The organism is Myxococcus sp. AM010, from assembly GCF_013372585.1.
Lineage (GTDB): Bacteria > Myxococcota > Myxococcia > Myxococcales > Myxococcaceae > Myxococcus > Myxococcus vastator.
In genome coordinates, this window is the sequence record NZ_JABXEO010000003.1 from 134,112 (window position 1) to 159,232 (window position 25,121).

General features: G+C 70.8%; 35 protein-coding genes and 1 tRNA gene. 10 read left to right on the top strand and 26 right to left on the bottom strand.

All coding sequences use genetic code 11. From position 1 onward, the window contains the following. Positions 1–25: 25 nt before the first annotated feature. The 7 genes from HV826_RS03050 to HV826_RS03080 all read right to left on the bottom strand — a co-directional run bounded on the left by HV826_RS03050 (position 26) and on the right by HV826_RS03080 (position 7,191). A complete protein-coding gene (locus tag HV826_RS03050; protein WP_176415500.1) occupies positions 26–1,195 on the bottom strand; it encodes a phage major capsid protein in 1,170 nt (389 codons plus the stop codon). Between the two features lie 67 nt (positions 1,196–1,262). Continuing rightward, on the bottom strand, positions 1,263–2,159 hold the full coding sequence (locus HV826_RS03055) for an HK97 family phage prohead protease (protein WP_176415501.1): 897 nt from the start codon (positions 2,157–2,159) through the stop codon (positions 1,263–1,265). Between the two features lie 18 nt (positions 2,160–2,177). Next, complete coding sequence (locus HV826_RS03060; protein WP_176415502.1) at positions 2,178–3,494, bottom strand: phage portal protein; 1,317 nt, start codon at positions 3,492–3,494, stop codon at positions 2,178–2,180. 63 nt (positions 3,495–3,557) lie between these two features. Beyond that, positions 3,558–4,469 carry a hypothetical protein gene (locus HV826_RS03065; protein ID WP_176415503.1) on the bottom strand — a complete coding sequence of 304 codons (912 nt, stop codon included), beginning with the start codon at positions 4,467–4,469 and terminating at the stop codon, positions 3,558–3,560. 69 nt (positions 4,470–4,538) lie between these two features. Next, the gene (locus tag HV826_RS03070; protein WP_176415504.1) at positions 4,539–6,071 is read right to left on the bottom strand and encodes a terminase large subunit domain-containing protein; all 1,533 of its coding nucleotides are present in this window, start codon (positions 6,069–6,071) and stop codon (positions 4,539–4,541) included. After that, positions 6,061–6,648, bottom strand: coding sequence for a hypothetical protein (locus tag HV826_RS03075; RefSeq protein WP_176415505.1), 588 nt, complete (start codon positions 6,646–6,648; stop codon positions 6,061–6,063). Before HV826_RS03075 ends, HV826_RS03070 begins: the two co-directional genes overlap by 11 nt. An 18-nt stretch (positions 6,649–6,666) precedes the next feature. Continuing rightward, positions 6,667–7,191 carry a hypothetical protein gene (locus HV826_RS03080; protein WP_255217016.1) on the bottom strand — a complete coding sequence of 175 codons (525 nt, stop codon included), beginning with the start codon at positions 7,189–7,191 and terminating at the stop codon, positions 6,667–6,669. Positions 7,192–7,546: 355 nt separating this feature from the next. On the opposite strand from HV826_RS03080, the gene HV826_RS36915 reads away from it, so the two are divergent. From HV826_RS36915 to HV826_RS03115, 7 genes are all read left to right on the top strand, one after another. Next, on the top strand, positions 7,547–8,236 hold the full coding sequence (locus tag HV826_RS36915) for a hypothetical protein (RefSeq protein WP_255217017.1): 690 nt from the start codon (positions 7,547–7,549) through the stop codon (positions 8,234–8,236). Positions 8,237–8,345: 109 nt separating this feature from the next. After that, on the top strand, positions 8,346–8,720 hold the full coding sequence (locus tag HV826_RS03090; RefSeq protein WP_255217018.1) for a hypothetical protein: 375 nt from the start codon (positions 8,346–8,348) through the stop codon (positions 8,718–8,720). A gap of 35 nt (positions 8,721–8,755) precedes the next feature. Next, entirely contained in the window at positions 8,756–9,034 is a 279-nt protein-coding gene (locus HV826_RS03095) for a hypothetical protein (RefSeq protein ID WP_176415507.1), read from the top strand. Between the two features lie 44 nt (positions 9,035–9,078). Beyond that, positions 9,079–9,546 (top strand): NlpC/P60 family protein, encoded by a 468-nt coding sequence (locus tag HV826_RS03100; RefSeq protein WP_176415508.1) that lies wholly within the window; start codon positions 9,079–9,081, stop codon positions 9,544–9,546. A 53-nt stretch (positions 9,547–9,599) separates the two neighbouring features. Next, the gene (locus HV826_RS03105; protein ID WP_176415509.1) at positions 9,600–10,124 is read left to right on the top strand and encodes a hypothetical protein; all 525 of its coding nucleotides are present in this window, start codon (positions 9,600–9,602) and stop codon (positions 10,122–10,124) included. Between the two features lie 11 nt (positions 10,125–10,135). After that, entirely contained in the window at positions 10,136–10,354 is a 219-nt protein-coding gene (locus HV826_RS03110; RefSeq protein ID WP_217918485.1) for a hypothetical protein, read from the top strand. 470 nt (positions 10,355–10,824) lie between these two features. Beyond that, entirely contained in the window at positions 10,825–11,535 is a 711-nt protein-coding gene (locus tag HV826_RS03115) for a site-specific DNA-methyltransferase (protein ID WP_176415510.1), read from the top strand. A 195-nt stretch (positions 11,536–11,730) separates the two neighbouring features. On the opposite strand, the gene HV826_RS03120 is transcribed toward HV826_RS03115, so the two are convergent. Further along, positions 11,731–11,946 (bottom strand): hypothetical protein, encoded by a 216-nt coding sequence (locus HV826_RS03120; protein ID WP_176415511.1) that lies wholly within the window; start codon positions 11,944–11,946, stop codon positions 11,731–11,733. Positions 11,947–11,968: 22 nt separating this feature from the next. Continuing rightward, complete coding sequence (locus HV826_RS03125) at positions 11,969–12,313, bottom strand: hypothetical protein (RefSeq protein ID WP_176415512.1); 345 nt, start codon at positions 12,311–12,313, stop codon at positions 11,969–11,971. 248 nt (positions 12,314–12,561) lie between these two features. On the opposite strand from HV826_RS03125, the gene HV826_RS03130 reads away from it, so the two are divergent. From HV826_RS03130 to HV826_RS03140, 3 genes are read left to right on the top strand one after another with little or no spacing between them, the layout of a single operon-like run. After that, positions 12,562–13,119, top strand: a complete 558-nt coding sequence (locus HV826_RS03130) for a RusA family crossover junction endodeoxyribonuclease (protein ID WP_176415513.1) — start codon at positions 12,562–12,564, stop codon at positions 13,117–13,119. Further along, entirely contained in the window at positions 13,116–14,102 is a 987-nt protein-coding gene (locus HV826_RS37825; protein WP_176415514.1) for a hypothetical protein, read from the top strand. Before HV826_RS03130 ends, HV826_RS37825 begins: the two co-directional genes overlap by 4 nt. 2 nt (positions 14,103–14,104) lie before the next feature. Then, positions 14,105–14,392 carry a hypothetical protein gene (locus HV826_RS03140; RefSeq protein ID WP_176415515.1) on the top strand — a complete coding sequence of 96 codons (288 nt, stop codon included), beginning with the start codon at positions 14,105–14,107 and terminating at the stop codon, positions 14,390–14,392. A 1-nt stretch (position 14,393) separates the two neighbouring features. Here HV826_RS03140 and HV826_RS03145 read toward each other — a convergent pair whose 3' ends face one another. The 17 genes from HV826_RS03145 to HV826_RS03225 all read right to left on the bottom strand — a co-directional run bounded on the left by HV826_RS03145 (position 14,394) and on the right by HV826_RS03225 (position 24,972). Further along, entirely contained in the window at positions 14,394–14,582 is a 189-nt protein-coding gene (locus HV826_RS03145; protein WP_176415516.1) for a hypothetical protein, read from the bottom strand. 199 nt (positions 14,583–14,781) lie between these two features. Beyond that, on the bottom strand, positions 14,782–15,096 hold the full coding sequence (locus HV826_RS03150) for a hypothetical protein (RefSeq protein ID WP_176415517.1): 315 nt from the start codon (positions 15,094–15,096) through the stop codon (positions 14,782–14,784). 71 nt (positions 15,097–15,167) lie between these two features. Further along, positions 15,168–16,325, bottom strand: a complete 1,158-nt coding sequence (locus HV826_RS03155) for a hypothetical protein (RefSeq protein ID WP_176415518.1) — start codon at positions 16,323–16,325, stop codon at positions 15,168–15,170. 3 nt (positions 16,326–16,328) lie between these two features. Further along, positions 16,329–16,613 (bottom strand): hypothetical protein, encoded by a 285-nt coding sequence (locus HV826_RS03160; RefSeq protein ID WP_217918483.1) that lies wholly within the window; start codon positions 16,611–16,613, stop codon positions 16,329–16,331. 2 nt (positions 16,614–16,615) lie between these two features. Then, on the bottom strand, positions 16,616–17,164 hold the full coding sequence (locus HV826_RS03165) for an XF1762 family protein (RefSeq protein ID WP_176415520.1): 549 nt from the start codon (positions 17,162–17,164) through the stop codon (positions 16,616–16,618). Beyond that, positions 17,161–18,378, bottom strand: coding sequence for a DNA adenine methylase (locus HV826_RS03170; protein WP_176415521.1), 1,218 nt, complete (start codon positions 18,376–18,378; stop codon positions 17,161–17,163). Before HV826_RS03170 ends, HV826_RS03165 begins: the two co-directional genes overlap by 4 nt. Next, a complete protein-coding gene (locus HV826_RS03175) occupies positions 18,375–19,073 on the bottom strand; it encodes a hypothetical protein (protein ID WP_255217019.1) in 699 nt (232 codons plus the stop codon). Before HV826_RS03175 ends, HV826_RS03170 begins: the two co-directional genes overlap by 4 nt. Before the next feature lie 50 nt (positions 19,074–19,123). Further along, positions 19,124–19,594 carry a DUF6884 domain-containing protein gene (locus tag HV826_RS03180; protein WP_176415523.1) on the bottom strand — a complete coding sequence of 157 codons (471 nt, stop codon included), beginning with the start codon at positions 19,592–19,594 and terminating at the stop codon, positions 19,124–19,126. Continuing rightward, on the bottom strand, positions 19,591–19,797 hold the full coding sequence (locus HV826_RS03185; RefSeq protein ID WP_176415524.1) for a hypothetical protein: 207 nt from the start codon (positions 19,795–19,797) through the stop codon (positions 19,591–19,593). Before HV826_RS03185 ends, HV826_RS03180 begins: the two co-directional genes overlap by 4 nt. After that, the gene (locus tag HV826_RS03190) at positions 19,794–20,159 is read right to left on the bottom strand and encodes a hypothetical protein (RefSeq protein ID WP_176415525.1); all 366 of its coding nucleotides are present in this window, start codon (positions 20,157–20,159) and stop codon (positions 19,794–19,796) included. Before HV826_RS03190 ends, HV826_RS03185 begins: the two co-directional genes overlap by 4 nt. Next, positions 20,156–21,028: a hypothetical protein gene (locus HV826_RS03195; RefSeq protein ID WP_176415526.1), complete on the bottom strand. Its 873-nt coding sequence runs from the start codon at positions 21,026–21,028 to the stop codon at positions 20,156–20,158. The genes HV826_RS03190 and HV826_RS03195 overlap by 4 nt, the downstream gene beginning before the upstream one ends. Then, positions 21,028–21,399, bottom strand: a complete 372-nt coding sequence (locus tag HV826_RS03200; RefSeq protein ID WP_176415527.1) for a hypothetical protein — start codon at positions 21,397–21,399, stop codon at positions 21,028–21,030. The genes HV826_RS03195 and HV826_RS03200 overlap by 1 nt, the downstream gene beginning before the upstream one ends. Before the next feature lie 70 nt (positions 21,400–21,469). Then, positions 21,470–21,934 (bottom strand): hypothetical protein, encoded by a 465-nt coding sequence (locus HV826_RS03205; protein ID WP_176415528.1) that lies wholly within the window; start codon positions 21,932–21,934, stop codon positions 21,470–21,472. Positions 21,935–22,021: 87 nt separating this feature from the next. Further along, positions 22,022–22,486, bottom strand: a complete 465-nt coding sequence (locus HV826_RS03210) for a hypothetical protein (protein ID WP_176415529.1) — start codon at positions 22,484–22,486, stop codon at positions 22,022–22,024. A 413-nt stretch (positions 22,487–22,899) separates the two neighbouring features. Further along, positions 22,900–22,973, bottom strand: a tRNA-Arg gene (locus HV826_RS03215). A 174-nt stretch (positions 22,974–23,147) separates the two neighbouring features. Beyond that, positions 23,148–24,176, bottom strand: coding sequence for a fatty acid desaturase (locus tag HV826_RS03220; protein ID WP_176415530.1), 1,029 nt, complete (start codon positions 24,174–24,176; stop codon positions 23,148–23,150). 181 nt (positions 24,177–24,357) lie between these two features. Continuing rightward, positions 24,358–24,972, bottom strand: a complete 615-nt coding sequence (locus HV826_RS03225) for a cell wall protein (protein WP_368670827.1) — start codon at positions 24,970–24,972, stop codon at positions 24,358–24,360. Positions 24,973–25,121: the final 149 nt, after the last annotated feature.

A 25,121-nucleotide genomic window follows, 5' to 3' on the forward strand; every position in this document is an offset into this window, starting at 1 on the left:
CGTGCTGGCGCCGGCCCGGCGCGCGTCAGTAGGTGACGCCCGTCTTCTCGGCGAAGGCCTCGGCGTGGCGCAGCAGCCAGTCCACCTGGGTGATGCCTCGCATCGTCACCATGTCGCTGCTGAAGTCCGCGCCGTCCTCGCCGACCTCCACCTCCAGCGGCACGGCCTCGCCGAGGATGAGCTGCTGCGCCAGGCCGAAGCCGATGACGCGGTCCTCGTTGAGGGTGGTGCTGCGGAAGACGGGCATGCCGTTGAGGCGCGGGTTGCGCAAGTCGCGCAGCTCCGGCCACACCCAGCCCGCCGCGTCCCGCTGCGCGCGCAGGTGGAAGTACGTCTTCGGGCTCATGTAGTAGAAGCCCGAGTTCCCCTCCAGGCCGCCCGGCACCTCGGCGCTGTCCACCGTCTCCACCAGGCCGTCCACGTCGGCAATCTTGTTGTCCAACGTGGTGCCGGCGACGGGCGTGCGGTTGGTGCTCTTCATCTGCTGGCGCAGGCCGTTGGGCTTCTTCGGGCCCTTGCCCTTGATGCCCACCTGGTCCACCTCCAGGCTGATGGCGGCGGCCATGTCCTCGCCGGCGACGGCGGTGGCGTCCATGTTGCCCAGGCGCAGCAAGTCGTTGCTGATGGGGCACAGGGCCATCAGCTTGTGGGCCCCCAGGCTGATGGCGCCGTCGGTGGGGTTGGACTTCTGGACGGGCTTGCCCTCGGCCGTCCAGTACACGGTGACGCCCTGGCCCAGGGTGCCCATGTTCAGCTTGGCGCCGTAGCCGCCGATGGTGCGGGCGCCAGCGGCCAGGAGGATGGAGCGCGGGCGCAGCACCTCCACCAGCTCCGAGCTCCACGTCTCGCGCGCCCACAGGCCGCCCTGCTCGAAGACGCCGGCGAAGAGGCCCGCCGCCTTCACGCGCTCCATGAACTTCTTCAACTCGCCCATGCCCTCGGCCTTGCCGTGCCGCTCGGCGCGGGCCAGGTAGGCGGACTTGAGGCGGTAGCCGAGCGCCGCGGCGAGGCGCTTCTCCTTCGGCACGTCGAGGAGCAGGTCCTTCGCGTGGCTGGTGACGGGCGGCTGGGCCGCGTTGGGACGGCTGGCGAGGGCGGACTCAACGCCCTTCACCACGGCGGTGTCCACGGCGCGCTGGAGGTGGGGCGGCAGGGCCGGGGCCTTCGGCTTGGGGTCAGTGGCGGACTTGGGCATGGTGGGCTCCAACTGCAAAGGGTGGGGTGCTGCGAAAGGGGGCTCAGCGAGTCAGAAGGGGCGGCGCTCAGCCCGGCAGCAGCGCGACGTAGCCGCGCAGGTCGGCAGGGGAGAGGGCCTTGGCCTGGGCGGAGGTGAAGCCGAGGTGCTTCACCACCTTGGCGCGCAGGGACTTCGCCTCCTCCTCGGGCAAGTCCTTCTCGTCCTCCGGGGTACCCTCGGACAGCTCCTGCTCTTCCTCGGACGGGGGGGCCTCGTCGGACTTCGGCTCCTCGTCCTCGGGGGCTTCGCGCTCCTCCTCCGGGGTGTCCCCGGAGAGGGCCTGCTCGTCCTCCTCGCCGTCGCGCTCCTCGTCCTCGGGAGCCTCGCGCTCTTCCTCCTCGAGGTCGTTCTCCTCCTCGTCGGGGAGCAGCTTGTGCAGCTTCTTCACCTCGGCCTTCAGCTCGGCGAGGTCGCCCTCCACCTTCAAGCGGAAGGCCAGCCCGGCGGCCCGGTACTGCTTCTCCTCGTCCTCGTCCACCGCCTCCGCGGAGCGCAGGCGCACCGCGTCCTGGTTGCCTGCGATGTTGACGATGCTGACCTCCAGCACCTCCACCAGCGGGAAGTCATAGCCGCCGTCCTTGTTCGGCACCGGCTCTGTCTCGCAGGGCACGAAGCGGATGCTGCACTGGTCCAGGGTGCCGGCCTTCACCTTGGCCGCCACCATCTTCGAGGTGTCGCAGGCCTCGTCGAAGACGGGCGCCATCACCCACTCGCCAGCCTCGCGGAAGCACCGCGCGAAGCCGATGGCCGGGCTCCAGCTGTCGTGGTTCCACAGCAGGGGGACGCGGAACTCCTCGCCCTTCGCCTTGATGGCGAGCACCCTGTCCTTGTGGCGGTCCAGGTTGGTGGAGGTGATGCGGAACACCGGGCCGGATGCGCCTTCGGTGGGCTTCGACTCCAGCAGCTTGCGGAAGCTTTTCATGCCCTGGAGAAGGGGCGGCTACACGCGGCCCTCCTCGCCCGTCCTGTCCCTGGGCGGCTCCGGGGTGGCGTTGGCGGACGCGCTCGCGGCGTTGTTGCCGCCCCCGCCCTGGCCCGGGAGTGGCGCTGGCCGCTTGCCCTCCAGCTCGGGCAGCGGCTCGAAGCCGGCGAAGGCACGCGCCTCGTTGAACTCGAAGGCCTCGGTGATGGGCGTCGTCATCGCCCTGAACACCCGCTCGAACTCCTGGGGCCGCGGGTCCTCGTAGTCGAGGATGACGTCCGCGTCGATGAGGGGCACCAGGCGGTGCTGGAACCACGACAGCAGGAACTCCAGCCGGGGCGCCACCGCGTACTCCGCGAGGTGGTACTTCGCCGCCTCGGACGTGCTGCGGTTGCTGCTGCTGGTGTCGCCCACCAGCTCGGGCGGGACGTTGTAGACGTGGCGCACGTAGGAGCGCAGGGACTTCGCCAGCTCGTCCGCCTGCAGCTCGCGGTAGTTGATGGCCACCTGGGCCAGCGAGACCCCGCCGGGGGTGAACCACACCTTGCCCGCGTTCTCCGGCCCGCGGAACTCCTCCTTGAAGCGCTTCTCCAGGTCGTCAGCGGCCTCCTGCCGCTCGAAGTCTTCGTGCTTCGAGTCGAGCCCCACCACGGCATGCGGCAGGCCCCCGCGCTCGAAGGTGCCCTTGGTGGCCTTGTCGATGGCCTCCATGGTGTCGAGCTGGTCCCCGAGGGCGGTGCCGCGTCCGACGCCGCGGCCGAGGGGGTTCTCCGGGTCCAGGTGCTTGAGCCACAGCATGTGCTCGGCGGGCACGTACCCGGAGAACTGGCCATAGGAGAGGGCGAAGTAGGGGCGGCCGGGCTGGGGTGTCATGTGGACGCAATGCGGAGGTACCGACTCCCAGCCCACCGGGCGCCCGTCCTGGCCCAGGCGCAGCCAGAGGAACGTCTCGCCCACCAGGTCGAGGTGGACTTGGAGCAGCTTGCGCAGCTCGCGGCCCGGGTACTCGGGGTGGGGGGACTCCAGCAGGCGCAGCACTTCGTGCTCGGGGAGCTCCACCAGCTCGCCGGCCTGGGTGGATTCCTCCAGCGCCTTGCGCCGCTCATGGCGAGCGGCGGACTTCCAGCGCGCGTCGTAGCACTTCACACCCCCGAAGCCCACGCGCTTGTAGGCCCTCCACTGGGGCGTCGCCACCGCATCGGCCACGGTGTCCACGACGGCGCGCAGCCAGCCATTCTCGCGGTAGGCGATGAGGACCTCCCGGCTGCCCCGACGCGGACCGAAGCTGAAGACGGGGATGGCATGGACGAGGGGGCCCCGGGTGGTGGGCAGCATGCCCAGGGCTTTCAGTGCGCGGCGAAAAAGAGCGGCCATGGCCCCAAGAAGGGGTGGCCAGCCCTATTTGGGACCGATGCGCTGGAGAAGCTCCACTGCTGTTGCCTGTGGCAGCGGCTCTGCTTGGTCAATTGCGTATCCACTTGGCTGAGAGGAAAAAATGGTGCTCGATACCTGGGCGAGAATCGCATCCTTGACCTTGGAGTCAGCGGTCGATGATGCGAGAACACTGAAGGTGTCGAGCGCGACGGAACGGTGCCTGTTGATAATGTAGTTGTGTCTGCTTGCCCTGAAGTTTCGGGCGCATAGCGAGAGCGCATAAAAAGCTATTGAGAGAATGACGAATCGGGGAATGTAGGCAAAAATCGTCAAAGGCAAGGAGCCGTCAATGAGACTGGCAGGCGGGTTTCGGCTCGCCCACCAAGCCGTGATCGATATTGTTATTGCTGCCAGGGACATGCCGCCAAACCACGCCCACGCGGCATGGCTGTGTCCTTTGGCTTCCGCTGAGAAGTGCCGAGACTGTTCGGATACGACGGCGTTGGTTGCGTAGTCCTTGAGTTGCGTGAGGATTTTGCTGCACTGTTTTTCGGTATTGTTTATTGTCTCCAATATCGCCTCCGCCTTGCCGAGTTGCTCCTTTATTGCCGGCTGAATGTGGAGCTCAAGTGCGACTGCTGGAGCAGCAACGTCGTATAGGTTTTTGTGCATGCCTCGTATCTGATTGATGAAGTTATCTCGATTATCGGGTGTCTTGCTTTGACTTTTGCTGTATTGCGATGCGTTTACGAGGATTTGAATTGCTTGCATTGAGAAGGATTGAATGCTGTCGAGGCGTGAAGGGGGTGTGTGGCTTAGGTCGGTGAGGCTTAGTGCGTCGAGGAGCTTGATGAGTGCTGCTGCGGGCTCGCGAGGAATGCTTAGGTCGTGGCGTGTGCTAGGCAGTCCGCATACATCGTCGATGGTGAGGCTCATGAGTGCGGTACGGACTCGTGTGGCAAATGCGTCGGAGGGGTGTTCGATTTGCATGGGCGTAGCGTACCGCTACTGTTCGTCGTCTGCTGAGCATCCAGCCTGTTCGGCCGTGGCATTGGCGCGCTCTGCTGCTCCCTCATTCTTTCGGCGCTTGACGACGTACTTGAAGATGGGCCAGCACATGGCGTCCACGCGGTCATCGCGCGCGTGGCCGCCTTCGGCGCCGGTGAACTTCGCGAGCTGCTCCTCGAGCTGCTTGTGCTTGCCCACCATGTGGACGAGGCCCGCCTCTGCCAGCATGGACACCGGCGCGGCGCGCTCGGCCTTCGATTGCCGGGCTCGCTCCGTCTTCACTGCCACCTTCGCAACGCCCCGGATGGTGTGCCGCACCATGGAGCCGCCCGTGTTCGTCTCGGCGAATATCCACGCGCGGGGGCGCCCGCGGCTGTCCTTCTTCGCGAAGGGCTCCCACGCGCGTAGGGCCTCCACGGCCCGCTTCGCCCATGCGCTGGGCTCCGGGCTGCGCAGTGAGAGGTCGGCCAGCACGTAGACGTGGTCCAGCCCGTCGCTCTCCTGGCGCACGCCCACCGCGACGATGCCGTGCATGTCCGCGTTCTTCTTCTCCCCGGTGGCCGGGTCCACGCTGATGACGATGAAGTCGAACTCCTTCGGGCGCTTCTTCGGGTGGACGCGCGGCGTCTCCCAGTCCACCTTCCGGAAGAGGGCCGGGTCCAAGTCAAAGGCGAGCTCGCCCAGGAACTCGCGGCGCCCCACCGTCGAGGCGGCGGCCCGCCGCGCCTGGCGGATGTAGGCCGCGTCCAGGTTGGCCGCGTTGTCGAAGGTGGAGGAGCGCGACAGCACCAGGCCCTCCCTGTCCTTGAGGATGGTGCGGAAGAGCTGCGTGGGCGCCGGCGTCGTCGTAATCACCTTGCGGCTGGAGAGGCCGAGCTGGCGCATGCGCTGGGAGGTGCCGCGGCCGACACGGCAGCACTCCTCAAAGACGCCCTCCGGGTCCTTCTCCCAGGCCACGATTTCGTCCAGCCACTCGAAGGTGTACCCGTACCCACGGAACTTGTTGGCCTTCGCGGCCGGCAGGTAGTCGGCCACCACGCCGTTGGGGAAGATGAGCTGCTTCTTGCTCTTCCTGTGCTCCGGCCGGAACCAGGGCGGCGCCAGGGTGAGGATGCCGGACGGGCCCTCAAGCTGGTTCTTTTGAATCTCCGTGTACGTGGGGCCGACGATGAGGATGCGGGCGCCCGGGTCCTGTCGGGCCTCGTCGATGACGGACGCCGCGCCAGCATGCGTCTTGCCCGCGCCGCGCCCCCCCAAGAGGAACCAGACGCGCCAGCGGGCCAGGGCCTCGTCCACCATGTGCGGCGGCTGCTGCACGGGACGCAGGGAGAAGCCCGGCTCGTAGTGGAGGGTCAGCAGCTCCGGGTTCGTCAGCTCCAGCCGCGAGGGGAAGTCGGCGACGGTGCCGAAGCGCTCGCGCAGCTTGAGGGCCAGCCGGTCCAGCTTCGAGTACCGGCCGTGCGTCTCGGGGCGGAGAATGGGGAGTTCTTTGAGCAGGTCCCCGCTCTCGGTGACGGCCTCACTCTTCATCGTCCTCTTCCTCGTCTTGCCCCTCAGTGGCCGCGTCGGCGTCAGGGGCCTCCGTGCGCGCGGCCTCGGCGAGGAAGCGCTCCAGCTTCTCGGCCAGGGCGCGCTGGGCGTCCTCCGGCGTCACCATCTCGAAGGGACCCTGCGCGTCACCCGCCCCCACGGTGCGCTCGCGCTCGGCGCGGAACTCGCGGTCCGCGACGCCCAGGCGCCACCGGATGACCTTGTCGTTCATCGTCTTGTCGGTGATGGCGTCCGTGGAAGCCTCAATGAGGCTCATCTGGTACTCGGCCTCGGCCTTCTCCACGTCCTGCACCAGCTCCGTGTAGCGGCTGCGCTTGCCGGACTCGATGGCGTCACGCCCGCGGCGCAGCCAGTTCTCCAGGTGCTTCGCACTGGTGCCAGCGAGGGCGGCTGCCATGCGGCGGGTGGCACCTCGCCGAAGCCGGGACACCACCTCCGTCTGAATGGCATACGTCAGCGTCGAGGCCGGCCCGGAGAACTTCGCGGGCCGGCCACGCTTGCGCTTCGGCGGCGTGCCGAGGGGCTTGTCTGGGTCGAAGCCGCGCGCGTGAGACATGCCCCTCAGAAGGGGCGGCTACTCGGCGCCGCAGGCGAGCTGCTTCGCGCGCTCAACGAGGGCCACCATGTGGGCGGCGGCCTTCTCCTGGTGTTCACCGGGCACGCGCGTGCCAGCCTCGCCCAGGACCTGGAGCGCCTCCGCGCAGGCTGCGATGGCGCCCGACACCTCCGACAGGGTGACGGTGTCGTGCTGGAGCTTGAGGCTCACGCGGTCCACCTTGGACTCCAGCTCATCGAGGGCCTGGTGAACGTGGCCCAGGTCGCAGGTGGCGGTGACGTGCAGGTCGCCGATGTTGATGCTCGTGGCGTCGGCTTTGTCGGCAGGCGACGCATCCCAGCCGAGGGCCTGGAGCGCCAAGCGAATGACCTCGTCAGGGCCGCCGCGCTCATGGGCCCCGCGGGCGATGGCTTCGAGCATGTAGGCGGTCCGCGTTGTGGGCGTGGCCGCGAAGAGCGCGAGGCCGGAGCCCTGGATCTGGGCGCGGAACAGCGGGTGACCACGGAGCTGCTCTTCGATGACGGAGAGGGGAGGGGTTGTCATACCCCCGGAGAAGGGGCGCCAGCGGCCCGCCATGCCACGCGAGCGCGCAGAACACCCTGCCCAGGTGCGGAGCTGGAGCGTGCACCAGCGGGCCGCCAGGAACGCGAGGGGCCCAGAAAAATGGGGGGTCTGCCCTCAGTTCCCCCTCGGAAAAATCCCGATTAATTCCGCAGCGCCAGATTGTACCGCGCCGAGCAATCACGTTTTGGGCCCACCTCCCCGGTTTCCCACCCCGGGGCACCCGTACCTACATTCACTCTCACTGTAAAACTACCTTGTCACACATGTGTGCGTGGGTGCGCTTGGCATGGCGCTTGCCCGGCCATCGGCGCCGAGCGCGCCCCTTCTCGCGGGCATGACCATCCTGCTCGCCGTCGCCGTCCTCGTCCTCGCAGTGGTGCTCTTCGTCGTCTGCCGCCGCCTCCAGGATGCCGAGTACTGGCGCGCTCACTGGCGCCGTCGACACGACGAGCGGGACGCCGAGTTGAGCGCAGCCCTGTCGGAAGGGCAGGAGTGCATGGCCAACGTGGAGCACGCGCTCCACATCCTGTGGCGCCGCGTCGAAGTCGTGACGCCAGCGGAGGGGGCGGCGGTGGCCGTGCTCCGGGCCGCCTTCCCGAGTCTGCCGGCGGCTCCCGGGCCACGCATTCCGGCGCACGTGAGCGCTGCTGTCGACGCGCTCAATACCGCCCTGGCGGCGGACCCAGCGGCCATCGTGGAGCTCCTCGCGGTGCGTGTCCCATGCAACGAGGCGCTTGCGAGCCATCCCTCCGTCCAGGTGCGCCGGGATGACACCGGGGACAGCCTTGGCGTGCTGGGGCTCCTCAACGGCTGCATCGGCACCATCCCGAGTGGGCCACGTGAAGGCTGGGGGTGGGTGACTCTCCTCATGGATGACGGCGCGCCGCTCCGCTTCGAAGTGACGGCGGCGGACGTCGGAAGCTCCGACGCTCGCCCCCTCTGCCCGACGTGCAGCGACAAGTACTGCTTGGCCCCGGGCCGGTGCGATGACCCGTCCTTCTTCTTCGGCGGGGATGCACCGTGAGGGCGAAGCGTCCTCCCCGGTGCCGCCTGTGCGGACGTCCGCTGGGGTGTGGATGCCCGCGGCTGCCGTTCCGCGCCGCCCCTTCTGAGGGCACATGAGCACCCCCACCATGGAAACCGCTGTCATCGCCCTGGCGGTGAGCCAGCTCCTCGTCCCGCTCCTCCAGGGGCTTCTCTCCCGGCGGCAGGCGAAGCACGAGGCAGCCGTGGAGCAGGTGCCGCTGCTGGTGGAGCGCCTGGGCGCGGTGGCGGACGGCGTGCGCGACATCAAGGCGGACCTTCGCCGGGTGGGGGAGCACGACTCCCTGCTCAAGCAGGTGGACCTGCGCCTCAAGGCGCTGGAGTCGTGGCAGTCGGAGGCCCGCCCCCAGCTCGCACGCGCGGCGAGCGAGGCGCACCTCCTCATGGGCGAGCGCAGCGCCCGCCAGATGCAGCACGCCGCGAACGTCGTGGCCACCCAGGACGCGGGCCGCACGCGCCCGTGAGCCGTTCACCCGCAGCACCACCGAAGGAGTGCCCCATGTCGAACGCACCAGCCCCCTCGAAGCCGTCCGCCCCTGCCTACTCTCCCGCGCCGGAGCTGGTGGCCGCCGCGGAGCGAGCCCTCGCTACCGCCAACCCCGCGCACCTCGACACGGCCGAGCGCATGTACCTGTCCTACGGCGCCGTGACGGACGGGCGCTCAGCGGTGACGGGCGCGGTGCTGCCGCCGTTCCGCGAGTGCTCCGTGCTGGTGCGTGCCGGCTGGCTCGCCGCCGCGCGCGTCTTCCCGTCCACCGCGGCGGCCTACGAGTCCTGAGCGCCGCTTCTCCCGAGGGCAACCCTTCGCCCTCGGGAGTCCCCATGTCGAGCTCGCAGCGCGCCGCCTTCGTCTCCACCGTCTTGTCGCAGATGCACGCGCCCTACAGGTGGGGCGGGAAGGGGGAGCGCGACCCTTCCACGGGCCAGCGCGTCTTTGACTGCTCCGGCTTGGTGACGTGGGCCTTGCGCGAGGTCGGCGGGCCCGACTGGCGCGCGACGCACCACACGGGCCGCCTCTGGACGGAGTGCGCTCGCCTGAAGCTGGGCGACGTGGTGCTCCCCGGCGACCTGGTGCTGTACCACCGGCTGGGCGACCCGACGACGCCGGAGCACGTGATGGTGGTTGTGGGCTTCGGCGTCGGCGTCGTGGTGGGCGCCTCCGGAGGCGGCAGCAAGACGCTCACCCTTGCGGACGCGGCCCGCGACGATGCCCGGGTGAAGGCCTTCGGCAGCCTCGACTACCGGGCCCGACGCATGGATGGCGTCTGCCGCTTGCCGTTCACCTCGTGAGGGGAGCGCCTCTTCTCCTGGGGGCTGTCAACTCGCAGTCCCCAGGAGCACCCATGAAGCACCGCAAGACGCTCATCCTCTCCGCCGCCCTCGGCATCCTCCTCACGGCCCCTGTGGCGCTGGCCCAGGCCACCGGGGCCGCGGCGGGAGGCATCCTCGACACCATCCTCGCGTCCGTCTTCACGCCCTCCGGCATCGCCACCGTGTTCGGCGTCGTCGGCACCGGCGTCGCCCTCTTCTGGGGCGGCGACTGGCTCAGCGAGCGGCGCAAGCGGCGCATCGCCCTGGCCGCGCTCCATGCCTTCAACATCGTGGAGGACATCGCCGCGGAGAACCCGGAGGACAACGGCTGGGACAAGGCCGCCCGAGGGCTCCAGGTGGCGGACGAGTGGTTCCGCGCCAACGGCTGGCGCCCGCTCAAGCCGCACGAGCAGCAGGTGGTGCAACTGAGCTTCAAGGCCCTCCACGGCGAGCAGAAGGCCGCGCAGAAGGCGTCGCAGGCCAGGGACGCGGATGCCCTGGCCGCCGCGCACGCCGTCACCAGCTCGGGCCTGGCCCCGGTGCTGGCGCGCCCTTAGACGCCCCGCGGGTGGAAGTGTCCGCGGGGCTCTCCAAGGTGCTCACCGACGTTCCGGTGAGGAGCGGTTACCTGGAGGCCCAGGCCGGCGTGTCCTCGCTCTCCGGCGCCTACGCGCGCCTGGAGGCGGGGGCACGGCTCCGGTCCAACCTCGGGCTCTTCGCGTTCGGCGAGGCCAACGCCCGCGAGCGGATGGCGGGCGCGGGCGTGAGGTGGACATTCGGTTGGTGATGTGGCGCGGCCCGCCCCGGTTGGCCAGGGCGGGCCGCGATGCGTGTCGGGCTGGGACTGTGCCGCTTGCGCGCCATCTACCGAGACGGTTTGGTCTTGCCTCCGGATTGCTTTTTTTCAGCGCGCTGCTCAGGCGAGTCACACACCAGCATTACAACCATTCTCCCGCCTCTGAGTTCGTAATTGCGCTGGCGCACCCACCACCGGGTCTTCTTCGGTGGCGCAGCCACCAACCTGTTGATGCTGACAATGATGGACTCCCCAGGGGAGGGCAGCGGGACTCCTGAGTCAAAGCTTACGGCGTGGAAGAGTGCCTTCTTCGTTCCGGTGCCTGTCGATACGTTGCAGTAGAATTCAATGAGGTGTTGCATTCTGTCTGTCCTTTCGGGGCGCTACGGCCTTACGTCATAGCCCTAACGTATCCGGCATTGAAGTTGCTGGACATGGGATGCCGCGTCGAGAAAGGACCCGTGAAGCCCTACTTCCAGAACGACCTCGTCACCCTGTACCTCGGCGACTGCCGCGACCGACTCGTGGACCTACCGTCCGCGTCCGTGGACCTGCTGCTCACGGACCCGCCCTACGGGATGGCCTACGAAGGCAAGGGGAAGACGTCCGCCGCCATCCGAGCCGATGGCTCCCGCCAGGGGATGAGGGTGCTGCGCCAGGCCCTGTCCGCGGCGAGTCATGCGCTGGCGCCTGACGCCCACGCCTACGTGTTCTGCCACTGGGAGTCGTGGCCCGACTTCTACGACGCGGTGTCGGCGCACCTGCGCATCAAGGGGGCCTTGGTGTGGTGGAAGAACCGCGGGGGCATGGGGGACTGCGCGGCCTCCTATGCCCCGGACTACGAGGTGGTGCTCCACGCCGCCGGGCCGAAGCGCCGGCCGCTGGTGGGCAAGCGCATGGGCGCCGTCCTCGCGGGCTACGCGCCGGTGCCGCCCCAGCAGCGGACGCACCCGACGGAGAAGCCTGTCGCGCTGCAGCGCCTGCTGATTGAGCGCTCTTGCCCGGCGGGCGGCCTGGTGCTGGACCCGTTCGCCGGCAGCGGCGCCACCCTCGTCGCCGCGCAGCAGCTCGGCCGCCGCGCTGTCGGCGTGGAGATCGAGGAGCGCTACTGCGAGGCCGCGGCACGTCGGCTGGAGCAGGCGCTGCGCGAGGGCACGGGGCAGGCGGCGTAGAAGTCGCTGCGCATGCTTGTACCGGTCGGCGGGATTTGTACCGACCCCGCGCTTTTGTACTGAGACGCCCCGCCCGAGAGAGTTCCCGGGCGGGGCGTCGTGCTTCGAGAACAACCCCGCCGGAGCACCATGCCCGGCGGGTGTGGTGGAGGCAGGCGAGAAGCCGCGCCTGGTGCCTGCCGCCACCACGACACCTCAGTCGTCGTGCGTGCCCAGGCCGCAGATGACCCGGTTGCCCACTCGCAGCGCGGGCCCGCCGCACCAGCACTTCCCGTCAGGGTACGTGGGCTGTGCCGGGGCAGGGGCTTCGGGCTCGCCGCGCAGTCTGCGCAGGTCGCGGGCGTAGTCGTCCCTCACGCGCTTGCGGCGGAGTTGCTCGGCAGTCTGGGCGGGCGGAATGTCTCGACGCATGCCCTGGGAGAAGGGGCGCGCGTCAGGCGGGCGGCACGAGGAAGCCCTGCACCGCGTGCTCGCGCTGCTCGTCATGGTGGGCGAGGGCGTCCCGGGCCGTGGGCAGCCAGGTGCTGCAGGTGGCGCACCAGGAGACGCGGCATCCGCCGGCCAACACGAGGGCGGCCACCTCGGGGTGAAGGACGAGCATGTCCAGCGCGCCGGAGCGGTGGGCGCGGGGGATGCCAGCGCGGACGAGCTGCGCGACGAGTGCCTCCAGGCGGGCCCAGGCCGCGCGGGAGACGTGCAGTCCCTCAAGGCGGACGGTGCTGCCGGCGGCGGCCTTGCGGCGCGCCGGGGCTGTCTTCGTCTTGTCGTGGGTGGGCACGGCGTCCTTCTACCTGCCGCGTGCGCGGCGTCCAGGTTCCGGTTTCGGCGCCTCGAATGAGGGCGCGGAACACGAACCGCCGCGCGCGCTTGCGGTATGGGCGCCCCTTCTAACGGGTGTTGGAAAGACGACGGGCCCGGCCGGTGAGGACGGCCGAGCCCGCGAGTGCCAGGGACACCGGGAAAGCGCCGCTGGGGCAACCAGTATACCGCCCCTGCGCGCGCGCGTTCGGGGATGGAGCCCGGCCGATGGACCGCCCCCTTCCAGCCTCCACACCTCAGCCACCCAGCACCACGCCACCCCTCGCGGAGGTGCGCCTCTCTCTGCCCTGGCCGCCCTCCGGAAACCGCTACTGGCGCAGCGACAGGGGCACCACGCCCCACGTCAGCGACGCGGGCAAGGCGTACAAGGCGCGGGTGAAGGCCTCCCACGTGGGCCAGCGTGCGCTGAAGGGCCGGGTGGTCCTGTCGGCCACGCTGTACCCGCCCACGCGGCAGGAGTCGGACTTGGGGAACCGGCTGAAGGTGCTCGAGGATGCGCTGGAGCTGGTGGCGTACCTCAATGACAAGCAGGTCCGGCGCTACCGGGACGTGGCCTTCGCGGACGGGGCGCACGGCAAGGCCGCCCGGGTGGAGGTGGTGCTGGAGGGCCAGGAGTGGGCGACGCCCGCGGAGGTGGAGGCCGAGCGCGTGCGGCGTGCCGAGCAGGCCCGGAAGCGGCGGGCAACGCTGGCGCGCAACCGGGCCGCGAAGAAGCTGAAGGGCCTCCGGGTGACGCCTGCCGTGCGTCGCTGGAGTGCGCCATGAAGCCCCGGGACGTGAAGCTGTCCGCCGCACTGGAGCTGGAGGCGCTGCTGTACCGGTTGCTGGAGGTGCCCGCTGGAGGCCTCGAAGCGCGGCACGTGGAGTCCCGCCTCGCCGAGCTGGTGCGGCCGCACCTGGTGCGTGTGGCCCGGCAGGTGGCGCGGACGTGGCGGGTGCCGGTGGAGGACCTGGTGCAGGAGGGGCTGCTCGCGGTGCTGAAGCGCCAGCGTGCGCACCCCTTCCGGCCGGGGGCCGCGGGGGCAGGGCGCAGCGCCTACCCCGCCTGGGCCATGCAGCTCGGGCGTCAGGCCATGCAGGCAGCGGCCCTCACCTGGGCCAGCCCCGTCCACCTGACGGACCACGCGCGCAAGGCGGTGCGGCGCGCGAAGCGCACGGCGGCGGCCGAGGGCGTGGAGGTGTCGTCCGTGCTGCGCCGCCAGGGCCTGGACGCGGAGACGGCCCGTGCCCTGGGCGAGGGGGCGGTGGCAAAGCCCCTCTCGCTGGAGGAGGTGCTGTCCTCCCGCGACGCTAGCGCCGAGTGCCGGGATGCCTCCAGCGACAGGGGGCACCGCGGGCTGGCGGCGCGCACGGAGGTGCTGCTGTCGCTGGTGGACAGCACCGCCGAGCGCCTGGCGCTGGTGGCGCAGCGCGAGCGCGTGCTGTGGGCGCTGTACCGCCTGCCTCGACTGGAGCGCCAGGTGGTGCAGGCCAGCATGGGGCTGGGGCGGCCCGAGGGCCACGAGGCCACGGAGAGGACGCTGGCCGTGGAGCTGCGCCTCACGCAGGCCCAGGTGCGGAGCCTGCGCGAGGCAGGGCTGGCGCGGCTGCGCGCGGAGCTCGGCGTCGAGGGCTCCGTGCTGGAGGCGGCCTCCCCAGCGCGTGGTGAGCTGCGCCGCCCGCGCGCGGCGGCGGCCCGCCAGGGCCGACAGGCCCCGCGTCAGGGGCCTGGGCAGATGCCGCTGCTGGCGCTGGCGGGGAGGGCATAGCCATGCCCGTCATCACCGCGAAGAAGCCGGGCACCTGCACGGCGGAGGGGTGCGGCGGGCGCATCCTCCGAGGGGAGCAGTGCTGGTACGAGGCGGCGGTGGGCATGCGCCACATCGAGGCGGCGTGCCGCGGGGCGGGCAGTGGTCGCCGGCCGAACCTCCGGGCCGGGAGGTGCCGGTGTGGCGCTCACGTGCCCCCGCGCGAGGGCAGCCTCACCCTGCGCGGGGAGAAGTCCTTCCGGGGGCGGCGCCGGAAGGTGTGGGCGGTGAGCTGCGCGCGGTGCATGTAGCTCACCGCGAGCGGGCTCTTCGATTCGGGCGGCGCCGCTGGGCGTAGAAGGCGAGGAAGGCCGGCCACCAGCCGGCCCACGTCAGCACCACGCGCAGGGCCACCACGGACAGCCACGTGCAAGCGGCGAGGATGACGAGCGTCCCCGTCATCACCACTGCCCAGGCGACGACGTGCAGGAGCTGGCTCACGCGCGCCTCTCTTCGTCGTCTTGCCACACCCTTCGCACGGCGCCGGAGTCACGGCAGCCAGGGCGCACCCGGCCGTTGGGGGCGGGCCAGTAGAGGCGCGGGAGCTCCTCGCCCGGGTGCTGCCCGCTCCGGCACTCCAACCGGCCGGCGTCGCCCGGCACCAATTCGACGCCGCACCCGGGGCAGCGACGGGGCGCCTTCACGCCGAGCCCTCCGAGCTGGTGGGCACCTGCTCGCGCCTCGCGACCTCCAGTGACCCGCGCAGGAGGTCGCGCTCGTGCCGCGCGTCGTCACGCTCGGCGCGCAGGAGGTTGGCCATCCCCTCGGCGACGTCGGCACGCTGGTCCGCCGCGTGCGTCACGGCGAACCAGGTGCGCATGGCGGTGCCGGGCAGCTCCTCCCATGGGGGGAGTGCTGCGCCGCCGAGCGCCGCACGGAACTGCTCATAGGACTGCTTGGACTGCGCCTCCTTGACGTCCACGAACCGCACGAGCTTCTCCAGGGCCTGCAACATGGGTGCATCCTCCATGCGCGCGTGGTGAGAGGGCCGAGGTGGCGCGCACACGCCGGCCGGAAGGGGAGGGGCTACGAGGCGAGGGCCGGGGCGGGCTGCGCGACGATGAAGCGGAGGGTGATGCCGAGGGAGTGGGCGCGCTCTCTGAACGCGGCCTCGTAGCCGTCCGCGGCCAGCCCCTGCATGGCGTAGATGTCGTCCAGCTCCACGAGCAGCTCGCGGCCGTCAAAGCTCACCGGCTGGGCGCGTGCGGCGGTGGTGTCGGCGCCGTACCCGAACCCCTCGCGGCGCATGACGTCCAGCACCCGCCCCCAGGCGCGGCCCGCCGGGGTGTCCGGCAGCGGCGCCGCCAGGACTTCGCCCCGCCCCACGGCGGTGTCGGCCCGGCGCGCGGCTCCTGGGGCCTGCCCTGCCTCGTTGCGGTGCTCGGGGGTGGCGTTGGCTTCCCAGCGCTTCACCAGGTCGGAGAGGGTGTCGCAGCGCTGCTTGAACTGGGCCCGGAGGCCGTGCTCCCAGCGGCGGAGGACTTCCGCCACGCCCCCGCGGGACAGCAGCTCGCGAGCGGCAGGGTCATCCCGGCCAGGGCGCCACTCGTAGGGCACGCCCTTGGCTGCCAGGCACACCCGGTTGACGCCGTCCGGGAGGGACTCCTCCCCGGTGTCTCCCGCTGAACTCCCTCGCGGAGCGCTGGCGGGAGCCTTGAGGGGCGGTGGCTGGGGGGCCTCGGTGACGCGCCCAGGCGGCGTTGTCTTCTCCGCCTTTCGTCCTGGAGACTTCGTCTCCCTTCTCTTCTCTCCCGTCTCCCCGCCGTCCTCCCGCGCGGGAGTTTGGAGGGATTCGCGCGGGAGTTTGGAGGGCTCCTCGGCGTCTGCCTGGGCCCTGCCGTCAGGCTTGGCGCGGTCGCGCACCACCTTTGCGATGTGGGCGCCCTGCTCCTCGGCCCACGAGGACACCACCAGGTCCTCGCCGTTCAGCGCCAGCAGGCCCACGGCGAGGAGCGCATCCACCAGCTTCCGGCGGCGTCCACGCCACCGCACGGCGCGCTCCACGGCCAGCGCAGCACTGGGCCCGGGGAAGCGGCCGTCCACGCGCTCCCGGCCGCAGTAGGCCCAGAGTCGATAGAGGAAGACGTCGGCCTCGGCGCCGAGTTGGGCGCAGAGGGCATGCACCGCGTACTCCTCGGGCGCAGCGCTCCGGAACTTGAACCAGGGAAGAGGGCAGGTGGCCATGGGCTATGGCTCCTCGTGGGTGTCGGACAGGGTGTGGATGGGGGGCGGCGTCAGGACGTTGGGCGGGTGGACGCAGCACGCCGGCGGCACGGGGCGGCATTGGCAGTCCGCGCGCCAGCCGTAGCCGTGGCGGCAGGTGGGCCACGGCCCGGGGTAGCGCGCGCGGATGGCAAGGCCTGCGGCGGTGGCCCCGTGGAAGGCGAGGAGGCCTTCGTCGGTGATGCTGCCGCCGAGCTGGACGGCACCGCATGCGACGCAGCTGGTGGCGCGCATCCGCTCGATGCACATGCTCACCGGCCACCTCCCATCAGCGCGAGCAGCGGAGGCACCTGCTCTTCGGCGTCCTCGGGAGGGGGGAGTCCCTCGGGGTACTCGCGCAGGAAGCGCACCCAGCGCGTCTTGGTGCCCAGCCGTGGCGTGTCACGTGGACGGGCCCGGCAGTTCCAGTCGCGGTCCTCAACAGCCTCGCGGTCGCCCCACCAGCCAGCGGCGCGCAGGCTTGCGCCGGACTCGGAGTCGAGCGTGTACGTGACGATGGCGAAGTAGCCCTTGGACTCGGCCGCGCGGGCCGCCGCGGCATAGAGCATGCTGCAGCCGTTGGGCGTGCCATCCGTGGCCAGGCGGTTGACCTCCACGATGCGGCGCTTGCAGAGGCCTCGCGCTACGGGGCGCCCCACCATGGCCACGCCACAGAGGCGCTGCCGCGCCTCGTCCCAGAGCCCATGACTCCAGCGGTGCCCGACGGCAGGGTCGTGGTGCCGGTGGTGCTCGTCGACGAACGACTGTGCCTGCTCCAGCGTCACCGGGACCAGCCGGAGCGATGAATATCGCCTGCTCACCGGGCACCTCCGGAGAAGCGGGCCAGCGGAAGCCCGTGAAATGGGTCCTCCACTGGGGCCAAGCAGTGAGGGCTGAGCCAGATGCGCTCGCGCAGCGCGTTCGCATGGTTCCCGCGCGCGGCCGCGTACCCGCCCGGGGCCTTCCACGCGACACAGCGCCAACTCGCGGGCAGCGCGTGCTCGCCCTCGTAGCCACACAGGGCGATGCGCAGGCGGGGGTTGTCCCCGTTCGCCACGGCCCACTCGCGCACGTGGTGGGCCACCTGCAGGTTCTCTTCGGCGTAGAGGGACGGGTCCCGCCCGGCGGCGTCGGAGTACGGCGGGTCGAGGAACACGCCCGTCACGCCGATGCACTCGGTCACGCTGCGGGACGTGACGCGCTGCCAGTCGCCACAGCAGACGCGCACGTAGCGCAGGCGCTCAGCCAGTGCCTGCATCCAACCGAGGATTCCGCCTTGCCTGCCGCTGGCGTGAACACCCCGCCCTGCAGCACCACGACTCCCAGAGAGGTCCGGCTTCTGGCTCCAGAGGGAGTTGCCGTGCACGCCCCGCCCGCCGCGCCCCATGCTCGGACGCTTCTCCCAGGCCGCAGACGCGCTGAGTTCTCGCGCGCGCTGTGAGTGGACGCCGCGCGCGCGCCGCCCAGCGTTCGACCTGCCTTCCCAGTTCACGGCGTTGGCCAGGGAGTTCCCTTCGCGCACGCCGAGCTGGTGGACGCCCCGGCCCGGCTTGTCGAGCATCGGGCGCTTCGCGTACTCGGCCGTGGCGATGCCGCACGTTTTCGCGCCACCGGCGGCGTCCTGGGAAGCCCAGGAGGGCTGAGCGCACCAGCCACTGCCAATCCACTGGCAGATGCCCCACACCCACCAGCCGGCGATGCGCGCGTCGAAGTACTCCGGGTCCTGCCTCATGCGCGCGCGGAAGTCGGCCTGGGCCACCAGCCAGCGGTGCCGAGCGTGCAGGTCCGCCTCGTTGACGGGCCAGTCCGCGTGGTGCGCCACCTCGTCCGGTGCGGCGGACAGGGCCCGCCAGAAGTTGGCGAGGTACGTGTCCAGGTCGTTCACGGTCTCGACGCCGGGCGCGGTCGGCCGGGCCAGCAACACCGCGAGGCTGCCGGCGAACGGCTCGACGTAGTTGGGCACGTTGCCGAATGCCTCCCACACCAGGTGGGCTGCCCTGGACTTGCCCCCGAACCATGGGAAGGGGGCTTTCATGCCACCTCCGAGGAGGCGGAGCGCCCGCTGAAGAGCCCGAACTGGACGGGGTTGGCGAGCATCGGCGGGACCGGGCGGTCGTCCACGACACGTGGCCTGCTGGGCGCGGGCGGCGGCGCTGGCGCAGGTGGCCGCTCACGACTCGGGGCCGGGTAGGGCAGCGGTGCTGGCGCCGCGTACACTTCTGGGCGCCAGATGCCGTCACAGGCGAGACGCATTCGCTCGCGCAGCTCCGGCATCAACTCCGGGTCCACTGGTGACAGGCGCTTTGCGGGCGCGGCCGGGAGCGGCTCCAGTGCCTGAATCTCCTCCAGCCACCACGCGATGGTCCCGCGGCAGTAGGGGGCGGTCCGCGGTGCCCACCAGGGGTCGCGGCCGAACGCCCGCGAGTCGTTGCCCACCGTGGACACTTCGGCCAACCGGGCCACGGCCACGTAGGCGCCGGCCGGCAGCACGTCACCTGCGGGCGCCTCCAGCCCATGCGCCTCGCGCAGCCAGCGGACGGCGTCCGCGTCGTAGTCCCGCGTCGCGTAGATGGCCAACCAACAGCCCATCAACTCGGCGGGCGGGTGCAGGGGATGCCGGCGGGGTGGGACCCCCTGGCGCGCGGGCTCGGCATCCGCGACGAACACCGACCACATGCCGTGGTGGGTGAGTGCCCATGTCCAGGGACGTTCGAGCGGAAGGTGGAACATCCCGCGCCCGGCGCGCCTGTAGCGGTACGGGCCTCCGAGGGGCATGCCGCTCACTGGGCACCACCCGCCGCTTCCTGTGCGGCGACGGTGGCGCGCTCCCGGGCAAGCCACGCCAGGCGCTCACCAATCTGGAGTCCGGCGAGCGGGTCCGTCAGCGTCCATCCCTCGCGCAGGTGTGGGCGAAGCGCATCCACGTAAGGCGCCCCGGCGAAGACGAGCAGCTCGGCCTCTTCCACGCCGATGAACCGCCATTCCAACTCGTTGATGACCAGCTCACCCCACTGCTGGCGCTCCTCCCGCGACAGGCGGAGCAGCGACAACTCGTAGGGCTCAAGACACACCTCCAGCGGCACGAGCCCGTGCTTGGCGCTCAGCACCATGACGTTCGGCCCACACCGCGCGGTGGCCACCGCCACGGCGCCACGGAAGAGGCTGCCGGTGTAGAGCTGCCCAGCGGGGGCGGCGTGCTCGAGCTTCGCCTTGCCACACCCGACGAGCCCGATTCGGAGCGGCTCGCTCATGGCCGCCTCCGGCTCAGCGTGCGGTGGATGCCGCGGGCCTGCACCTGGTCCTGGCGGCGCAGCTCCCGCGTGAGGGCGAGGGCTGCATCCTCTTCGGCCGTCTGCCGGGTGGGGGCATGCGCCTCCACTTCGACGCCGCGCGCCCGGAGGGTGACGACATGCCCGAGCGGGCCGCGTGTGGTGATGCTGGTGAAGGCGCTCAATGGACACCTCCTGCCGCTTCCACCTCGGCGAGGATGGAGGCCTTCGCGGCCTCGCAGCGCGCAGCGACTTCAGCCATGCAGGCGCGGACGAAGAGCTGGCAGTACGGAGAGCCGCCCCCATCGCGCCGCGCGCAGGCAGCCTCATCGCGGCCGGCGAGGATGCGGCTCATGTCCCGCCAGCACACCATGCAACTCCCGCGGGGCCGCTCGCGCACCAGCTCCAGGAGGGTGGCCATGGTGCGCGGGCGACGGAACACGTCGCGCTGGCGCGGCGTCAGGTGCTTCCAGCCATAGGAGCCGAACGCGCCGACAGGGGCCGGACGCTTCGCGGGGCGCTGGGGGTGGTGCAGGGCGGTGCTCATCGCGCACCGTCCTTCCCGTCGCGCGCCACCATCGGCGGCACCGTGGGCACCGGCGTTGGCGCGATGCGGGCGCGCGTGCGCGGCTCGCTAGCGCATCGCCAGCCGGGGGAGAGTTTCTCGGCACCACGGCAGGACCCAAGGCAGTCGCAGACGCGCCGGGTGTCCACAGCAGGGCGCGCTCTCTCCGGTGTGGGCGTCGGTGCTACGCCAGCCCGCGCAGCGTTGAAGGCTCCCGCCATTGCGTTGGCGCCCTCACGCCCGGCTCGCAGTGCGTCAGCCCAGCCCGCAGCGCGAGGGTCGTGCTCGTCCGGGTAGGGATTGAGCGGCGTCGCGTACAGCGTGGCTAGGAAGTCACCCACCGCCTCCAGCAGCTCCCGCACGCGGGCCTCGGCGGCGCGGAGTGATGCGCACTCAGCTTCGAGCTCTTCCACGCGGGTGTGGTACGCGCGCGCTTCGCCTTCCCATGTCTCGGCGCGTTCGTTCGCTGAATGCTCGCGGGCAGTGATGCTCGTGATGTGGGCGAGCAGGTCTCGGACGTCCTCCCACGACGCGGCGAGGAAGCGCGCGTCGGGATGGGCGATGCCCTTGATGTCGTCCCGGTACTCCACCTCGTACTCGGCGAGGTCGGACGCAGGCACCATGAAGCCGCCCGGGGGCTGGAAGCGCGGCTGGGCGGACCGCATCCCCATACGGACGAAGTCCATGACGTACCTGCGCCCGCGATTGACGGTGGCGAGGTGCAGGCGGTTGAGGTTCTTGCTGGCTCCGGGGCGCGAGAGATAGCCGAACCATGCCCACGGTCCGGGCGTCGCCGCGGCGTGGCGCGCGCGGATGGCCTCCAACTTCTCTTCCGTCAGGGGAGTGCTCATCACGCCCTCCCCATTTCGGTGAACATGATGCGGCCGGCGTCGATGCAGATGAGGAGCGCGCGCTGCTCCTCATTCAGGCCGCGAATCTGGTGTCGCACTGCATCCCGGTCCTGGCTCCAGTCCACGGGGAGGTGGAGGAGCCCGGCCGCCAGTGCGAGCGCGTGGGCGCCGTTGCGCAGATACGGGGCGAACTTGTCGCCAGAGGGCTCGTGCGAGACGCTGAAGAAGTCGGTGCCGACCCCGAGGTCGAGGCGCGCGATGACAACGCCGCGCTCCCGGAAGACGCACGGCACCGACACGGGGCCCTTGTCGGTGGAGAGGGTGACGGGGGGAAGCCCATCCTGGAACTTGAGGCTGTTGGGTGCCTTCACGGTGAGTCTCCGGTGTGGTGGTGGAAGGAGCCCCGCTGGCGCGACTGCGCCAGCGGGGCAGGGCGGCGCGTCAGTGAGTGGTGCAGGGGACACAGCGGCGGCCGCTCTCTTCGGCCTTCTCGTTCAGCACGCGGACCAGGCCGCGAGCGCCGGGTGTGCCGCCGCCCTCGTCGTCGCAGTACTTGTCGACCGCGTCGTCGAGGACGTCCTTCCAGTCCGCGCTCCAGCTCACGGCGTTGGGGCGCAGCCTGAGCCCCTGCGCGCGCTCCAACTGGTAAGCCTCGGACAGGCAGGCCCGCAGGTACTCAGCGCGCACGCAGTCCTGCTCGAAGGGCTTCATCTGCGGGAAGCCAGCTTCGTGCGCGGGGCCGGTGATGATGCGGCCGGTGTCAGAAAGCATGCTGTTCGCACAGATGTCCCATGCGTCCTTGGGAACACCGGGCGGACTTGCGAAGCCATGGGGGCGCCACGTCTTCGGAGCGGAAGAGCAGCCGACAACGACGAGACTGCACAGCAGCAGCGTGAAACGCTTCATGACGAACTCCAGGTGTTGGGGGTGGGCACTGCATGGGTCCCGGGCTTCCGAGCCGTGCCGGGTCAGGACGGCGCGACGGACCGCGTGTCAGTCCGTCGCGCTCGTCGCGCGCCCCCGCGCCTTCACCTTGTTGTCAGCCAGCTCGCGCTCACGGCGCAGCTCCGAGGCGCGCAGCAGGCCGTTGAGTGCCGTCAGCGCGCCGGTGAGGACCTCCGTGGGAATGGAGTCATCGCCGGCGAGCTGCTCCTGGAGGCTCCACTGCGCCTCCTCGAAGGCCCGGAGGATGGCCAAGTCCCTCTCCATGCCCGCGACGCGGCAGGGCATGCAGCGCGCGCGTCCGAGGGCGGCGCACACGCACGGCGGCGCATCGCCCTGGCCGAGCGCATCCAGCACGCTCCGGCAGTCCACGGCGTCCAGCACCAGGGAGAGTCCTTCGCCGTCCGCCACCTGCAGGGCGGCGTGCAGCACGGGGCCAACGGAGGCCCGCGCCGGGTCCGCTAGCGAGCGGACAACGCGCAGCGTGGCCTTGGTGTGCTTCGTCGGGGCGCTCACCGTGCACCCCCGGTCGTGCGCGTGGTCCGCCGGGGCGCGGAGTCCGTGGGCTGGGACTGCCGTCCAGCGTCCGCGACGCGGCGGACTTTCCCGAGGGCCTTGGTGAAGGCGGCCAGCAGGCCGGCCATGCCGCTCTTGGAGCACACGGTGCCGGCGCCGTAGTCCACCTCCCAGCTCTCGCATGCCTCATCGAGGCGGCGGAACGTCAGGGTGAACTCGGCCGGCAGGAGGCTCCGGCGGGGTTGCGGGGAAGAGGGGGCGCCAGTCGCAGCGGGCCGATGAACGGCATGGCCCGGCGAGAGTCTGGCTTTGGCCTTGCCGCTACGCCACGCCAGCGCCACGGCGCCATCAGCGGGAGCGGCACTTGCTCCATCCCCCGCCCGAATCCCCAGTGGGGACGGGCGGTTAGGATGTGACCCCGACAGGAATCGAACCTGTGGCCTGCGGTTTAGGAAACCGCCGCTCTATCCAACTGAGCTACGGGGTCGTGCTCTCAAGTCACTGCGCTTTCTGGAGGCGGCCCGCCAGAAAGGTCCAGCCATGTTCCCCACTGCGGGGCGCATGCACAACGGCGTGCGTTATAGCAGGCGGCCCGGCGCGCGCAACGCGCCAGCGTCACCGTTTCCAACCCGCCGCCCCCTCGGGGCCCTTCCAGGCGCCCTCAGCGCGAGGCGGGAACGTCCCGGAACCGGACCATGCGGCCCCGCTCCCCGTCCCAGACGTTGAGTCGCAGACAGGCCAGCACGTCCCTGGGGCGCAGGGTGGTGGTGCGGGGATTCTGGAGCTCCGGAATGGCGGCCATGGCCTCCGGCAGCCGGTAGAAGGGGATGCGCGGGTTGAGGTGGTGGACGTGGTGGTAGCCGATGTTGCCGGTGAACCACGCCATGACCGGGCCACAGGCCAGGTAGCTCGACGCCTCCAGGGCCGCGCTCGCGTGCGTCCAGTCCTGGTCCTCACGCAGCGCGACGTCCGGGAAGTTGTGCTGGGAGAAGAAGAGGTACGCCCCCAGCGCGTAGCCGAGGGACAGCGGCAGCGCCATCGCCGTGAGATACACACCCAGGCCCCCGAAGGAGAACACCGCCACGCTGATGGCCACGTGGAGGAGCACGGCGAAGCCCGCGCTCCAGTAGCGCAGCGGGTGCTTCACGAACGGCACGATGCACAGCCCACTCAAGAACGCGAGCGGATACGCGAAGACCATCACCAGCGGATGTCGCTCCACCACGTAGGCCAGCCGCTCCAGCGCCGTGGCCTCACGCCACTGCTGCGCCGTCCACGTCGTGAACGTCCCCGACGAGGAGGCCGCCAGCCGGGCCGTGTTCGCGTGGTGGTGGTTGTGCGTCTCGCTCCAGACGCGCGGCGGCGTCAGCAACAGCACCGCGTGGGTGTGGAACAGGGCCTTTCCCAGCCGCGAGCCCGACAGCAGCGAACCGTGCAGGTAGTCGTGGACCAGGATGAAGGAGCGGATCAACACCAGCGCTTCCACCACGCTGCCCACGACACGCAGGGGCCACCAGGAGGGGAGGGTGGCGAGCGCGATGGCGCTCAGCAGGGCCACGAAGGTGGTGCCCACTTCCCACCAACTTCGCCGCGGGTCCTGCGCGGCGAAGGGCCGCGTTCGGGCGATCAGGTTCCGCTCGGCGTCTCGGGAGAGTGAGGTGAAGGCGCTGCTGCGGGTCGCGGAGTCCATTCGGAGGTCCAGGGCTGGCACGGCGGCGGCTGCCGCCGATTCGAGTCCCTGGAACCATGCCCGCCCACTGTCATGCGACCGTCATGGCCGGTGCCTTTGGCGGACACCCCCACGGATGCTGCGATGCGTCGGAGGCCGCGCCGCCCCGTCTGGCCCATGGGGCTCGACGGGGCGCGGCTCGTCACGAGCGATGCTTGTTGGCCCGGAACTCGCTGGCCCACTGCTCGACGATGGACGCCACCTGCTCGCGCTCGGAGCGCTGCGCGGTCGGAATCACCGAGGCCTGGGCCAACTGCAGGACCGGCTGGCTGTCGCCACTGGGCGTCGGGACCACGGGGCTGACGCCCTTCTTGCGGACCCAGACGCGAGGCCCCTCGCTGGGACGCACGGGCTCCGGGGTGACGGCGGTCTCCAGCGCCTCCATGGACTCGCGGCGCTTCCGCCCCAGGATGACGTCTGGAATGCTGTTCGGCGCGGCGTCTTCCGTCCACGCGTGGTGCAGGCGGCCGGATGCCACCATGAGCCGCCGCTTCTGGTAGTGGGCCGCGCAGTAGCCCAGGCTGCGCACCGGCCGCTTGCAGCCGATGACGGCGCAGGGCCGGGCTTCCGGAGCGGCTTCTTCCTCGGGCCCCGCATCGAGGGTCGCGAGCGACGAGGCCAGGACATCCAGCGCCTCGTTCGGCAGCTCACGCCGCGGCAGGCGGCGGAGGCCGCTGGGATGAGACAGGCTCTCCGCGATGCGCAGGAGCGTGTCCGTCAACGGCGACAGTTGCCCGGCGAGCTCCTCGGCCAGCACGGTGCGGAACGCGCGTTCCAGCGGCGGCAAGGATGAGGCGGGGACGCGCGTGGTTCGCGTGGAGTGATGAGGCGGGGCGGAACGAAGGCTACGGGGTCTTGGCATGTCGATGAGTGCCTGTGGTCGCTGCCGGCTGCTTCAGGGGACCG

What these genes read in the sequence shown, in the direction of transcription:
- HV826_RS03050 (WP_176415500.1), bottom strand. Translation starts at nt 1,195, where the DNA reads ATGCCCAAGTCCGCCACTGACCCCAAGCCGAAGGCCCCGGCCCTGCCG.
- HV826_RS03055 (WP_176415501.1), bottom strand. Translation starts at nt 2,159, where the DNA reads ATGAAAAGCTTCCGCAAGCTGCTGGAGTCGAAGCCCACCGAAGGCGCA.
- HV826_RS03060 (WP_176415502.1), bottom strand. Translation starts at nt 3,494, where the DNA reads ATGCTGCCCACCACCCGGGGCCCCCTCGTCCATGCCATCCCCGTCTTC.
- HV826_RS03065 (WP_176415503.1), bottom strand. Translation starts at nt 4,469, where the DNA reads ATGAGCCTCACCATCGACGATGTATGCGGACTGCCTAGCACACGCCAC.
- HV826_RS03070 (WP_176415504.1), bottom strand. Translation starts at nt 6,071, where the DNA reads ATGAAGAGTGAGGCCGTCACCGAGAGCGGGGACCTGCTCAAAGAACTC.
- HV826_RS03075 (WP_176415505.1), bottom strand. Translation starts at nt 6,648, where the DNA reads ATGTCTCACGCGCGCGGCTTCGACCCAGACAAGCCCCTCGGCACGCCG.
- HV826_RS03080 (WP_255217016.1), bottom strand. Translation starts at nt 7,191, where the DNA reads ATGACAACCCCTCCCCTCTCCGTCATCGAAGAGCAGCTCCGTGGTCAC.
- HV826_RS36915 (WP_255217017.1), top strand. Translation starts at nt 7,547, where the DNA reads ATGACCATCCTGCTCGCCGTCGCCGTCCTCGTCCTCGCAGTGGTGCTC.
- HV826_RS03090 (WP_255217018.1), top strand. Translation starts at nt 8,346, where the DNA reads ATGGAAACCGCTGTCATCGCCCTGGCGGTGAGCCAGCTCCTCGTCCCG.
- HV826_RS03095 (WP_176415507.1), top strand. Translation starts at nt 8,756, where the DNA reads ATGTCGAACGCACCAGCCCCCTCGAAGCCGTCCGCCCCTGCCTACTCT.
- HV826_RS03100 (WP_176415508.1), top strand. Translation starts at nt 9,079, where the DNA reads ATGTCGAGCTCGCAGCGCGCCGCCTTCGTCTCCACCGTCTTGTCGCAG.
- HV826_RS03105 (WP_176415509.1), top strand. Translation starts at nt 9,600, where the DNA reads ATGAAGCACCGCAAGACGCTCATCCTCTCCGCCGCCCTCGGCATCCTC.
- HV826_RS03120 (WP_176415511.1), bottom strand. Translation starts at nt 11,946, where the DNA reads ATGCGTCGAGACATTCCGCCCGCCCAGACTGCCGAGCAACTCCGCCGC.
- HV826_RS03130 (WP_176415513.1), top strand. Translation starts at nt 12,562, where the DNA reads ATGGACCGCCCCCTTCCAGCCTCCACACCTCAGCCACCCAGCACCACG.
- HV826_RS37825 (WP_176415514.1), top strand. Translation starts at nt 13,116, where the DNA reads ATGAAGCCCCGGGACGTGAAGCTGTCCGCCGCACTGGAGCTGGAGGCG.
- HV826_RS03140 (WP_176415515.1), top strand. Translation starts at nt 14,105, where the DNA reads ATGCCCGTCATCACCGCGAAGAAGCCGGGCACCTGCACGGCGGAGGGG.
- HV826_RS03150 (WP_176415517.1), bottom strand. Translation starts at nt 15,096, where the DNA reads ATGTTGCAGGCCCTGGAGAAGCTCGTGCGGTTCGTGGACGTCAAGGAG.
- HV826_RS03155 (WP_176415518.1), bottom strand. Translation starts at nt 16,325, where the DNA reads ATGGCCACCTGCCCTCTTCCCTGGTTCAAGTTCCGGAGCGCTGCGCCC.
- HV826_RS03160 (WP_217918483.1), bottom strand. Translation starts at nt 16,613, where the DNA reads ATGTGCATCGAGCGGATGCGCGCCACCAGCTGCGTCGCATGCGGTGCC.
- HV826_RS03170 (WP_176415521.1), bottom strand. Translation starts at nt 18,378, where the DNA reads ATGAAAGCCCCCTTCCCATGGTTCGGGGGCAAGTCCAGGGCAGCCCAC.
- HV826_RS03175 (WP_255217019.1), bottom strand. Translation starts at nt 19,073, where the DNA reads ATGTTCCACCTTCCGCTCGAACGTCCCTGGACATGGGCACTCACCCAC.
- HV826_RS03180 (WP_176415523.1), bottom strand. Translation starts at nt 19,594, where the DNA reads ATGAGCGAGCCGCTCCGAATCGGGCTCGTCGGGTGTGGCAAGGCGAAG.
- HV826_RS03190 (WP_176415525.1), bottom strand. Translation starts at nt 20,159, where the DNA reads ATGAGCACCGCCCTGCACCACCCCCAGCGCCCCGCGAAGCGTCCGGCC.
- HV826_RS03195 (WP_176415526.1), bottom strand. Translation starts at nt 21,028, where the DNA reads ATGAGCACTCCCCTGACGGAAGAGAAGTTGGAGGCCATCCGCGCGCGC.
- HV826_RS03205 (WP_176415528.1), bottom strand. Translation starts at nt 21,934, where the DNA reads ATGAAGCGTTTCACGCTGCTGCTGTGCAGTCTCGTCGTTGTCGGCTGC.
- HV826_RS03220 (WP_176415530.1), bottom strand. Translation starts at nt 24,176, where the DNA reads ATGGACTCCGCGACCCGCAGCAGCGCCTTCACCTCACTCTCCCGAGAC.